Origin of the sequence: Spongorhabdus nitratireducens (assembly GCA_947387575.1) — a bacterium.
Lineage (GTDB): Bacteria > Pseudomonadota > Gammaproteobacteria > Pseudomonadales > Endozoicomonadaceae > CANDOC01.
The window spans coordinates 163,996-177,209 of the sequence record CANDOC010000013.1 but is presented as its reverse complement, the minus strand read 5'-3'; the positions used below and the strand labels follow the sequence as shown (position 1 = coordinate 177,209).

Below are 13,214 nucleotides of genomic sequence, written 5' to 3'. Positions count from 1 at the left end.
TGTTGTTATGAGTTGCCGGAAGACAGCCAGCTGTTTATCAAATTGATATCTGCCACTTGCAAAATGCCCGCAGCTTCTTTCAATCTCAGGCTATTCAACAGATAGTCATATTTGGCTTTGGACAGGTCACGACGTACCGAAAACAAATCCCTTTCGGCATCCAGCACATTAATTGCTGTTACCAGACCGGATTCAAAACTGGCCCGCTTGAGTGTGAGTGTTTCCTGCTGGGCGGTTACCGCTTTTTCCAGCGCCCTGACCTGTCGAATCGAGTTGACGACGCCCCAGTAGGCATCAAGAGACTCACGCTGTACCTCCCGCTTAATTCGGGTCAGGTTTTCCTGTTCACTGTGATACTTGGCAACAGCTTCACGTTTTCTTGAACTGACGGAGCCACCCAGATAAATGGGCAGATTGAAACGCAGCATAAATTCTTCGGTACGAACATTACTGCCACCACCGAACAGAGTACCGCCCGTTTTTCTTTCCGTGTTTTTGTAGACCGCATCAACCGTAGGATAATGGCCGGCCTGCTGACGCTGGACTTCTATCCGTGCAACTTCCATAGCCTGTTGCTGCACCCTGATTCCCAGGTTGTCAGCCAGTGCGGTATCCAGCCAGTGTTTATGTGACTCAGGAACAGGTGCAATGAGCTTGAAATTTTCAGTCAGGGGTTCAAGAAAGTCGGGGCGATCTCCGGTAATTTCAAATATCGCCTGATAGGCATCATTCAAGGCAATCTCTGCGCCAGCCAGCTCAGCCTCGACAGACGCCAGTCGTGCTTCTGCATCAAGACGGTCAACTGCACGCCCGACTTTTGCCTGCTCTCTTCCCTCAGCCTGCTCCAGCTGCTTGGCTACAGCCTGACGTTCGGCTTCCAGATAGGAAATTTCATCCTGTGCGGTCAGCACCTGAAGATAGGCCTCCGATGTACGCAGGATCAACTCTTGTCGTGCGCTTATCAATTCCATATCAGCCTGAACTACTTCTTCGTCAGCCTGATCCATGCGCAGATAATTGGCATAGCGGAATACGGGCTGCGTAACTGTCAGCCCTTTGGAGCGGGTAGGAAAAGAAGTATCTCCCCGCTGGAATACCTGGTTATCACTACTGATGATTTTTTGCTGGGTTCGAATATCGTCATAGTCATAAACGATTTGCGGCAGATAATCAGCCCGGGCCTGAGGCACCGCTTCACTGGCAGCCTGATGCTCGTACTGCGCAGATCTCAGTACCGGATCCTGCTGAAGCGCTTGCTGGTAAATATCAGCCAGGTCTGCACTATTCACGGAGCCTGCCATAAGTACGGCTGCACAGGAGAGTCCTGACGCCAGGCCATGAATCATCTTCCGGGATTTCATGATATACCTTTTATAATTATTCGAATTATCTGCAGGGCTGACTACGGTTACTTATCGGAAAGAAACCCACAGTCGTTTTGACGACAGAACAGCTGACATCGGCAAGCGTGTTAAACTGCTATCCTCTCGGATAATCAGCAACTTTGTAACAACAAGCTATCTCTTAGCGGTACTACATTAGCAAGATTAACAAGCCCGGCAAGACACAAATCATGACACAACCGAACAGGAAATGTCCAACTATCAGGCAAGATCATGCAACAGTTTGCAGCTATTTTTCTGCAACTATTGCGAAGTCATTCAGAGTTATTTCATAAAACACTCAGTCTTGGAAAATTACCTCATATAACCTTATGAAACCCGAAGCCACATAAAGCAACATGACTTCAGGTATGCCGGGCAATCTGGGGTTTTACAACAATTGAACCTCATCGTTATCCTTCAATACACTTCCCCCGCGCACAACCACACGATCACCAGTACTCAACTCACCAGCCACTGAAACTTGCAGGTCATTGCCGTACAGCACTTTAACTGGCACTCGTCGTACATGAGTTTTGCCAGCATCATCAGTTTCAATTCTGAATACAGCCCGGCCAGCTGCACTGAGGATAACGGCATCACGCGGCACAACTCTGGAAAGCTCAGGCATCAACACTGGCACCGCAACCTTGACCGGGGCGCCCGGCAACCACTGGCTGGTTTCCGGTTTCAGGCGCAGTTCCACCAGTCGGGACTTGGCATCAGCAGTTGCCGAGCGTTGGAATATAGAGGCCTCCCTGTCAGCATCGCCTTCAGTTCCGATCAGCAGCTTTTTGCCATTTGCCAGGTTGGCAGCCAGATCGATGGGGACTTGCACCCGAATATCCAGCGCATCGGTATTAATCAGTTGCACCAATCTATCTCCGGCACTGACATACTCACCTGCCTGCTGAAATCGCTGGTTGATAATGCCGGAAAATGGCGCCTTGATTGACGCCCTGTCCAGCAAATCCTGCAGCCGTGCTGCTTCAGCTGCAGCCAACTCGGCATCCAGCCGAGCCTGGGTGTATTCGTGGCGGGCCCGGTTCAGTGCAACCTCACTGACACTTCGACGCTCATGGAGCTTCTCCTGACGCTGTAACTCGGTTCGCAGGTGTTGCATTTTGGATCGGGCCTTGTCGAGCTTGAGTTGGGCTGTTTTCAGTTGCAACTCCAGCTGCCGACTGTCTATCCCGGCAATTTCCTCACCTGCTTTAATGCGGGCACCGAACTCGGACATATGGGTAATTTTGCCACCGAGCTCAGCACTTAACTCAATATTCTCCCGACTGGCGACTACACCGTTAAACCACTTGACCGGTGTCTCCTGCTGCTGCTTCACTTCCGCAAAGGACACAGTGACTGCTGCAGCTGCCAGCTCGGACAAGGCCAGCATCATCATGCCGGCCCATAATCCCCTGTAACGCATTAATCTAATTCCTTTCAAACTGTTCTACTTCTTATTGTGCTGTTGCCGGTTCACTATTTTTTGTCTGAGAGCTGCCTTCTTCAGTGAAGGACCAGACTTTACGCATATCCTGAACATTCCTGTCTTCACCCGCACGCAACATGGCTGGCAGTAACAACAGGGTAAACAGGGTACTGACACTCATACCGCCGACAATGACAGCCGCCAGACCACGATAGATCTCGCTACCTGTAGACGGACTCAGCAACAGTGGCAACATACCGAAAATACTGGTCAGGGTAGTCATAAAGATCGGCCGCATTCGACTTAACAAGGCGCTGTGAACCGCATCACTGCGAGGCAGCCCCTGACGCTCCGCCATTCGGGCCTGATGCACCAGCAGAATGGCATTATTCACCACCAGTCCCAGCAGAATAATAAAACCGACCATGGTCAACAGATCCACCGGTTGAGCGCTAATCAGGTTCAAGGCATGGATCGCAAGCAGGCCGCCTACGGTCGCCAGCGGCAGAGTCATGATGACCAGCAAGGCATCCCTGGGGGATTTGAACAGTCCCCACAAAAGAATAAACAGAATCAGCAGGGCAAAACCAAAAATACTGAACAGGTTTTCAATTGCCTGTCTCAGACTGTCTGCATTGCCTGAAATTTTGATCTGGCCATCCGCAGGTAACAGCTTCTTGATTTCCGGTAGAATATCCTGTTCAACCCGCTGCAATGTTTCCTCAAGCGTCATCCCCGACGGTGAGCTGATTCCCAGAGTCAGTGTTCTGCGCTGGTCTTCCCGACGAATCCGGTCCGGCCCCAATCGTGCTTCTATATCCACCAGTTCACCCAGCGGGATAACCCCTCCAAGAGGGGTTTGCAGTGGAGTAGATTGTAAGAGTTCCGGCGAACGCAGGGCATTACTTCGCAAGATGATATCCAGGCGCTCATCACCATCGAAGTACTCACCCAGCTTCACCCCCTCACCCAGACTCCTGATGACGACAGGCAGATCAGATCTATACCAGCCCGCTTCTGCAAGACGTCGGTCATCCGGTGTTAATCTCAGTTCCGGAGCAGTAAAATCCAGACCGGGAGTGGGCCGGGTTCTTGAGCCCGGCAGTTTTTCTGCGATTATACCCATGGCTTTCCCGGCGGCTGCATACAGCGCCGGCAAGTCACTGGACTGCAGATCCAGCCTGACACCATTATCATCATCAAAACCACCGAACAGGTTTCCCTGCCCGCCAAAAGCACGAGTATCCGGAATGCCCTGCACGACTTCATCCATCACCAGTCGCTCCAGTGCCTTGACCTGCTCCTGATCTTTGGCCCGCACTCCCATGGAAGCACCTCCGGGCCAGAGAATGAAATAGTAGTTTTTCAGTGCCGGTTCCATTTCACCTTTCATATAAGGATCCAGTCGCTTGACCAGTTCCGGCATAATTTCGGTCTTGACTGCCTCAACACTGGTACCCGGAGTGAAGCTGAACCACACATCAATTGCATCCCGTTTTACTTCCGGTAGATAATCCATCTGTGGCATGGCTACACGGGTCAGAACAACAGGCAACCCCATCAAAAGCAAAATAATGCCCCAACGACGTCTGGCAGTTGCTGTCAGACGCATAATGACAGCGGCTATCTTCTGCCAGAGGCCATGATAATGATCCCTGAACTTCTGATCCGGCAACCAGACCGATGCTGCGGTTGGTAACACCGTCATGGCAATCAACAGTGACATGGCAACCGAAGCAGCAATAGTCAAAGCCAGATCAGCAAATAACTGACCTTCCACATCATTCAACAGCAACACAGGCAAAAAGATGGCTACCGTCGTCATGGTCGAGGCCAACAACGCCGCCCAGACTTTTTCTGCCGCCAGTGCAGCACTTTCTGCCTTCGGCCCCTTATCCTTCTCCCGTTGCCGGACAATGCTTTCAAGCACAACAATTGCAGCATCCAGCACCATGCCTACAGAAAAGGCCAGGCCAGCCAGTGATATAACATTCAAGGTTCGGCCGGCAAAATTCAGTAAACAAACCGTCAGCATCAGGCAAATAGGAATTGCCATGGCAATCATCAGGGTTGCCCGCCAGCGACGAAGAAAACCCCACAACACACCAATTGCCAGCAAAATGCCGAACAAAAGGCTGGTACTGACCATGTTCAGAGCCCGCTTGATAAATACCGAAGCATCAAACGACTGCACCATCAGAATACCTTCAGGTCGCAGTACTTTTTCGTTCAACCTTTCGACTTCATCCTTTACTGCCAGCAGCGCTTCCAGTGCGTTAGCACCGGATTCCCGCAAAACCTGCAAGCCAATAGCAGGGTTACCATTCTGGATCCGCAGGGTACGTTCCTTACCACGACTTTCACGAATTTCGGCGACATCCCGCAAATAAACCGGTTTGCCGTCCCGCCAGGTCACTACCAGGTTACCCAACTGCTCAATCTGGTATTTACCTGCAAGACGCAGCTTGTATTCCTTGCGGCCAATATTGAGTGCACCGCCGGAAACATCAAAACCGGTAGTAACACGCTGAGCCAGTTCAGGAATGGTTACTCCGAGGTCCGCAGCACGCCAGGGGTCAAAGATAATATCCAGCTGGCGATCACCTTCACCACGCACATTGACCCCGGCCACACCCGGAATACTTTCCAGTACCGGCTTCACCTGTGTATCAATCAGCGACTGATAGGTTTTTATAGATCGTTCATTACCCGGCAGCTGCTGTATAAAAAGAAATGTCAAGCTGTCATTTGAACTGCCGTTATCAATAAACGGCCCGGAAATATCATCAGGCAAGCCGGATACCTGATTAATCCGGTTAATGACTTCCAGCATGGTTGCCTGCATATCCGTATTCAGGGCAAACTCCAGATCAATCTCGACCCGGCCACTGCCTGAATCACTATCCATATCCTTGAGGCCAGGCAAACCCTTGAGCGCCTTCTCCAGCGGCTCGGCTATCTCGGACTCCATCTCCTCCGGCGCTGCAGCACGCCAGAACACTTCGACCGACATACCCGGCCGGTCAATATCCGGAAACAGCTGCACTGGCAGCACCCGGATACTGATAAACCCGAACAGAAAGATCAGCGCTACGCCAATAGCGACAACTGCCGGGTTATTTATGGAAAAACGGGTTAGATTCATAATCCTTGTCTGTTGTTATTTTTTTAAAATCGTATCAGGCATCTTCCGGCCGGATCCGGCCCATATGATAAACCCCGACATACTTACCATTACGGAAAGCATAATCCGGTGATTCACCCTCAACCTTGAAACCAAATTTTTTATACAGCCGGATACCCGACTCATTATCGGTAAACACAGTTAATTCAATCCGACGCAGATTGAGCCAGTTATCCGCCAGATCGGTTACTGCTTCCATCAGGGCACTGCCCACACCACGATTCTGGTATTCATCCTTGACAGCAAGGCCAAAGCTGGCCACATGCCGGCGGCGGGGATTCTGGAAGTTATCAAAGACGATATGCCCCACCAGCTGGCCATCAATTTCTGCCACATAGTGGTATACCCCGGCGCGCGGAGCCTGCAGCCGTTCTTTCCACATCTTGCGGGAAGGCATGGGCAATTGCAGGGTGCCAGCAAAGGCTGAAGGTCCCTCAAGCAGTGCTTTCATCGCCGGCACATCTTCGTCTTCCAGTGCCCGCACAGTAATCTCACTCATTCGCTATTCCCCCACTTCAGATAGCCGGCTCCGGCTGTACATCACTGGCTGTTTCTTCTTCAATAAAGTTACGCTGGGCCTGATACATATCCCGGTATAATCCGGGTTGTTGCAATAGCTCAGGGTGAGTACCGCGCTGGACAATTTTTCCCTTGTCCATCACCAGAATCTGATCAGCATCTTCAATCGTGGTCAGACGGTGAGCAATGGCCAGCGTTGTACGCCCCTGTCTCAGGGTAAACAGTGCCTGCTTGATCGCCTGCTCGGTTTCACTGTCAATATTGGCGGTTGCCTCATCCATAATCAGAATCCGGGGATCCTGCGCCAGTGTCCTGGCAAACGACAATAATTGCTTCTCTCCGCTGGAAAGGGACTGTCCCCTTTCTCCCAGCACTTCGTCATAACCACCCGGCAGTCTTTCAATAAAGCCACTGGCCTGTACCAGCCGGGCTGCACTCCTGACATCCTCATCGCTGATATGGCCCTGCTCCAGACTGATGTTTTCAGCAACAGTTCCCTGAAATACAAACGGCTCCTGAAATACCAGCCCCAGCTGCTGCCTTAGCTCAACTTCGGAAAAGGTCTCCAGTGGTTCACCATCAATTTTTATTTGTCCCTGTTGATAGCGATAAAACCGCATCAACAGGTTTACAATCGAGCTCTTGCCACTGCCGGTATGACCCACCAGTGCAATAAACTGACCCGGTTCAGCGGTAAAACTGATGCCATCCAGTGCCCGGTTATTGCCGTCGTACGACAACACCACATCGCTGAACTCAATCTTGCCGGCACCAATACGGGACGATGTATCGGCTCTGGCTTCACCCTCCGGGGCTTCATCCAGCAGTTCAAATACCCGCTCGGCTGACACTACCGACTGCTGCCATACCTGAACCTGCATGGAAACATGCATCAGCGGCTCAAACATCCGGTCCAGATAGTTGATAAAGGCATACAGCAGGCCGATTTCAATCGGCCCGGTCAGCGCCTGACCGGTAAATCCACCGACCAACAATGCCAGTGCTACTGCCGAAGTAAAATGAACCAGTGGTCGCAACAATAAACCATTGATCATTACCAGCCGATTCTGTACTTGCTTGTACTCTCCTACGACTTCTTCAAACTGGGTAGCAACATGCTGTTGCCGGCGCAGCATTTGAATAACGGCCATTCCCTGGATCGATTCGTTGATCCGGGTATTGATATCACTCAGCACTGTGCGGGAAGAATGAAATACCGGATGGCTGTATTTCTGATACAGCACAATACAAGCTGCAATCACCGGCAACACAGCCAGACTGAACCATGCCAGTCGGGCATCCAGCAGAAACATAGCAATAATGACGCCAGTTACTGTAACAATGCCTTTCAGTGTTTCCGGCAGCGCCGATACAAACAGATCTCTGATCGTTTCAGTGTCATTGGTCACTCTTGATACCAGTCGCCCGACCGGTTCACGGTCAAAGTAAGCCATGGGCAATTTCAACAAGTGAGAAAACACCTGCTGTCGAATATCGTGAACCACCGACAACGCAACCTGCTGGAACATCACCGACTGAATCCAGGCAGTACCGGCAGACAGGATTGTCAGTACAAAGAACATCACTGCCAGCCAGCTGATATCACTGGCAATCCAGTGGCCCGGCACCACATGGTCATCAATAAAGCTTTTCATTACCACCGGTGCATACAGCCCGGCACCCGTACCTGCCAGCAGCAGGATAAAGCTTGAAACAAGCTGTTTTTTATAAGGCAGTCCGTAGCGCAGCAGGCGCTTGAACTGCTGTCTTTTATCAGACCTTTGCAAACCATTTCCCCCGGCGCAGGGATCCGTCCTGCGCTGCAAAATTTCTTATTTTCGATACAGTGTTTAAATCCGTTTATTTACGACGGATCACTAGCTTTCAGTTGCCACTGTTTCTGTTGTATTTTGTTGTATTGCTTCAGACTGCTCAGCCCGCGCCTGCGCTGCACTGATTTCCATTGACTGACGCCGGAATATTCGTGCATACCAGCCCTGCCCATCCATCAGCTCGGTATGGCTGCCTGATTCGGCAACCTGCCCCGCTTCCATCACGATAATCTGGTCGGCTTTATGCAGGTTGGTGAGACGCTGGGTAATCAACACTACAGTCGGGTTCTTTTCGCTGCGCATCAGGTTATCCAGAATGCGTGCTTCGGTTTTCATATCCAGCGAACAGAAAGCATCATCCAGCAGCAGAATGTCAGCTTCCAGTAACAGGGCCCGGGCAATGGTCAGACGCTGTTTCTGGCCACCGGACAGGTTCACGCCCTTCTCTCCCAGCAGGGTTTCGTAACCTTCACTGAAGCCCAGAATATCTTCATGAATACAGGCCAACTTGGCCACCTGTTCGATCTCTTCCTGAGTGGTTTCCGGACGACCAAAAGCAATGTTGTCAGCAATACTGGCCGAAAACAGAAACGGCTCCTGGGATACCAGCGCAAACCGGCTTCTTAACGCATCCAGGCTGACGGAATCGTGGGCTCTGTCACCGATATAAATGCTGACGTTTTCACTGTCATACTGTCTCAGCAGCAGTCTGAACAATGAGGTCTTGCCACTGCCGGTTTTGCCGCAAAGGCCGACAAAACTCCCCTTTTGGATCGTAATATCCAGCGGCTGCAACGACTGTCGTTCAGCCCCGGGATAAGTGAACCCCTGACACTGAATATGAATATCGCCCTGTAACTGATCATGGGCATCTGCCGCCTTGTCGGTAACATCCGGCAGTTCACCCAACAATGATTCCAGACGTTTCATCGAAGCACTGCCACGCTCGACTATGTTAAACAGCCAGCCAAAGGCGAACATCGGCCATATCAGCAGCCCCAGGTAAATAGTGAATGTCGTTAGCTCACCCACGGTCATCATGCCGGACTGAATCCGCCAGGCGCCAAAGCCCAGACTGCACAGCATCGATAAACCAACACAGATAGAAATGGTCGGATCGAACAGGGCGTCAACACGTGCGACCTGCATATTAGTGCTGACATTACGGTCTGACTGTTCACCAAAATGCTGCCGCTGAGCACTGCTCAGGGCATGAGCCCGCACTGCACGGATACCGGAAACCGCTTCCTGCACCCGGTTATTCAGATCAGAAAATGCCGCCTGAGCCTGTCCGAAACGGGTTCTCAGCAATGAGGCATAGCGATAGATCAACCAGGCCATCACCGGAAACGGCAACAGTGCCACCACCGTAAGTTCCCAACCGCAGATCCATACCATGGCAATAATCACGGCACCACCGGCTATCACCGAGTCCACCAGGGTCAGCACACCTTCCGCAGCAGTAGACTCAACCGCTTTTACGTCATTGGTAGCATGCGCCATCAAGTCACCGGTCTTGTAACGCTGGTAAAATTCCGGCGACATCCGGGTGAAATGATGAAACAGCCGAGTACGCAACACCCTACCCAGCTCAATCGCACTGCCAAACAACAGAATGCGCCAGCCGTTACGCAACAGATAAATCAATAATCCCGTAAAGCCAATCAGCAATACGGAACGAACAATATCGGCAGAAGTAAATGTTCCAGCCTGAATATCATCCACCAGCTGTCCGATCAGCCAGGGTGGAAACAAGTCAGCCAGTGATACCAGCACCAGCAGCCCGACACAGGATAGATATCGCATCCAGTGCCGTTTAAAAAACCATCCAAGGCGAAGAAAGATGTCCATTATGTCCCCCAGACGCCGACCCCATGCAGCCAATACGCAGGTACAAGCCCGCGCACTGACAGAATCAGCGCAGAAAAAAATCAGTTTTTATGCCGTAAGACAGGTGCAACGAACGCGCAGCGGCGAAGCAGCTTTCAGTAGCGGCGAGTTGTAGTTGTTGAAATGGACTGTTGGCCGTCAGGGCCAACCCGAAGGGTCGTCAAGGCAGGGGGACCATTAGCATTCCGCCCACACCAGCCACCACGCACACATTTTTATATGTTGCGGCAATGGCATTTGACCCGGAGATTGTCATTTGGGCGGTAATCATCATTAGAACGTTCTCCTACTTCCTTTCACCATTGCCGCTGTGACCGACAAAATTGACTGTCTGATCCGGCAGTGGGCTTTTGGCCGTTTTATGGTGTTTTTTTATCTCAAAATGCTGTCAGCAGGAATTATGCAAGTGTTGTTATATTTCATAATCCGCAGCATTCACGCTTATGGCTGTGTATTGTTATCCTTCAGCAAAAGCTATCGATATAGCCAGCGATGTCTCTTTTATGGCAGACATAATTGCGCATAAGGATATTCCATTATTAAGTATGTAAAACTGTCGTGCAATAGAATTTCACAAGTTTTCCTTTTTAGAATCAGGATTATTCTGCAATATCCATTTCCAGCAGAGTATCCCCATCATCCAGTTCACCGATTTCCCGGAAACCAAAGTTACGATAAGCCTTGCCGGCTACCGTATTGGATGGTTTATGCATGGTACGTAACCGCTTGCCACCCAGAGATCTGACTTCTTCAGCCAACAGCTCCAGCACTGTGGAACCGACTCCCTGCCCCTGACAGGACTTGTCCACCATAAACCGGAACAGCCAGTAAAGCTCCAGATCTTCAGGTTCATCTTCGTGACAGAAAGATAAAAGTCCTACCACTTTATTATCCCGGTAAATAGCTCTTACCCGGTGATGTGGCTCGAAACATCCTTGAGCAATAGTGTCACCATTGGGCGCCAGATTATGTTCCTGATCAGGCCATAATCTCAGCCGCAGACAGTCCAGATAGTTATTCTTGTCGACTTCCCTGAGTTCAATCATTCGTTGGCAAATACTCCTGAGTAAATGCTGGTCAGACAGCTCAATACACGCTCCCTGTCTGACCAGATATTACTTCTTTCCATTATTGCTTTTGTTCCAGTAGCTGCTCAAACCGGATCATCAGCTTTTCAACCAGATCCAGGCTGTCATGCCAGAATTCAGGCTGACGAATATCCCGACCCAGATGCTTCTGAATCAACTCTTCCGCGGTCATGGTGCCGGTATCACGCAGCAGTGCGACATAGGCCTTGCTGAATTCAGCACCGAGCCGTTCCTTCTGGGCGTAAACTCCCAGACTGAACAGATAGCCGAACAGGTACGGATAGTTGTAGAAGCTCAGCCCGGTAAGCGAGAAGTGCAGTTTGGTGGCCCAGAACATCGGGGTATATTCAGTAATACTGTCTTCATACCACTTGGCCCAGCTCTGCTCCATCAGCTCACTCAGCTCTGCTGCAGGCAAGTAACCTTCATCCCGCTTTTCAACCAGACGCTTTTCAAACTCGAACCGGGCCGGAATATTCACCAGGAAAGCAGCGGCACTTTCTGCATCCTGCCAGGCGACTTCCATTCGGTCCGCATCGCTTTGAGCTTCTTCAAACAGCGCATCCCGCACCAGTGTTTCAGCAAAGATGCTTGCCGTCTCGGCCAGGGTTGAAGGGTAATCAGACTCGACCCAGGTCTGATCTTTCATTACCCAGTTATGCCAGGCATGACCCAGCTCATGAGCCAGAGTAATAACATTACCAACCGAACCATCCCAGGTCATAAATACTCGCGGCTCACGCACATTGGCAAACTGGGTACAGTAGGCTCCGGTTGAACGGTTTTCAGTAGGTTTGGCATCAATCCAGTTGTTGTCGTACATCTGACGGGCAAAGTCACCCATTTCCGGATCAAAGCGGGAAAAGGCCCGGACAACCAGATCTACTGCCTTCTCAAAACTGTAATAACCCTGTTCACCTTCAGGCTGAGGGCAAGGCGCCAGAATATCCTGCGGTCCCAGTTTGTCGATGCCCAAACCTTTTGCCATGCCGGCCAACGCACGATGCCCCAGGGTTTTTCTTTCCTCTGTTGCCTGCATCAGTGCATCAAGGGTACTGCGTTCGATACGCTGGTGATGACAGGTAACATCCAGATAATGCTGCGGCTGCTGCTTCGAGCGCAGTTTTATCTCTTCCCGGCGCCAGCCGTTGATCGCATTCAGAATTGCGGCAGCAGTCTCTTCCCGGCTGCGCCATGCATTCTGGATCGCTTCCCAGGCGGTACGACGCTTTTCCGCATCCTGCTGCAGGGTCAAGTTAAAGGCGCTGGCCAGCCCCAACTCCTCACCATCGACGTTACAACGCAAACTGCCGGACAGTTCTTCATAGAGGCGCCCCCAGCTATGAAAGCCATCCGTAGACAGTGCAGTAATCGTCACTTCTTCATCTGCAGACAACAAGTGAGCCGATTGCTTACGTTGATTGGCAATATAAAAGCGGTATGGCCTGATCTCATCAAGACCCAGGAATGTATCGATAAATGCTTCCGGTGCCCGCAGTAGATAGAGTTCAACCGGTTTATAAGCCTGTTCGACCAGGGAGCCCAGATCACCGGATTTGGCTATCAACTTGGCAGCCGCTTCATTTTTGGCATCGACACTGCTGGTGCTGTAGGCAAATACATCCATGGTCCAGACCAACTCGACCGCCTTGTCATGTACCTGCAAGGCTTCGATCAGGGTTTCGGTAATGACCCCATGCTCATCATCAGTGACTCTGGCCAGCCTCTGAGCAAGCTTTTCAAGCTGCTGCACTAATCCCTGAACAGTTTCGCAATCCTGCTGGATTTTCGAATCACTCAGATCAGCATAAATATGTCGGTTATCCCAGACAGGAATCGATTTATCATTTTTTACTGTCATAACAGGACTCCTGAATATGAAATATC

General features: G+C 51.0%; 8 protein-coding genes. All 8 read right to left on the bottom strand.

Going from position 1 to position 13,214, the window contains the following annotated elements:
* Positions 1 to 5: 5 nt before the first annotated feature.
* Positions 6 to 1,361, bottom strand: a complete 1,356-nt coding sequence (locus tag ACYZZ0_RS21035; RefSeq protein WP_461538632.1) for a TolC family outer membrane protein — start codon at positions 1,359 to 1,361, stop codon at positions 6 to 8.
* A 412-nt stretch (positions 1,362 to 1,773) separates the two neighbouring features.
* A complete protein-coding gene (locus ACYZZ0_RS21030) occupies positions 1,774 to 2,811 on the bottom strand; it encodes an efflux RND transporter periplasmic adaptor subunit (RefSeq protein WP_461538631.1) in 1,038 nt (345 codons plus the stop codon).
* A 31-nt stretch (positions 2,812 to 2,842) separates the two neighbouring features.
* Positions 2,843 to 5,959 carry an efflux RND transporter permease subunit gene (locus tag ACYZZ0_RS21025; protein ID WP_461538630.1) on the bottom strand — a complete coding sequence of 1,039 codons (3,117 nt, stop codon included), beginning with the start codon at positions 5,957 to 5,959 and terminating at the stop codon, positions 2,843 to 2,845.
* Positions 5,960 to 5,993: 34 nt separating this feature from the next.
* Positions 5,994 to 6,497: a GNAT family N-acetyltransferase gene (locus ACYZZ0_RS21020; RefSeq protein ID WP_461538629.1), complete on the bottom strand. Its 504-nt coding sequence runs from the start codon at positions 6,495 to 6,497 to the stop codon at positions 5,994 to 5,996.
* Between the two features lie 16 nt (positions 6,498 to 6,513).
* Positions 6,514 to 8,304 carry an ABC transporter ATP-binding protein gene (locus ACYZZ0_RS21015; RefSeq protein ID WP_461538628.1) on the bottom strand — a complete coding sequence of 597 codons (1,791 nt, stop codon included), beginning with the start codon at positions 8,302 to 8,304 and terminating at the stop codon, positions 6,514 to 6,516.
* Positions 8,305 to 8,394: 90 nt separating this feature from the next.
* Positions 8,395 to 10,200, bottom strand: a complete 1,806-nt coding sequence (locus ACYZZ0_RS21010) for an ABC transporter transmembrane domain-containing protein (protein ID WP_461538627.1) — start codon at positions 10,198 to 10,200, stop codon at positions 8,395 to 8,397.
* 638 nt (positions 10,201 to 10,838) lie between these two features.
* Positions 10,839 to 11,285 carry a GNAT family N-acetyltransferase gene (locus ACYZZ0_RS21005; RefSeq protein WP_461538626.1) on the bottom strand — a complete coding sequence of 149 codons (447 nt, stop codon included), beginning with the start codon at positions 11,283 to 11,285 and terminating at the stop codon, positions 10,839 to 10,841.
* An 82-nt stretch (positions 11,286 to 11,367) separates the two neighbouring features.
* A complete protein-coding gene (locus ACYZZ0_RS21000; RefSeq protein WP_461538625.1) occupies positions 11,368 to 13,188 on the bottom strand; it encodes a M3 family oligoendopeptidase in 1,821 nt (606 codons plus the stop codon).
* Positions 13,189 to 13,214 lie beyond the last annotated feature (26 nt).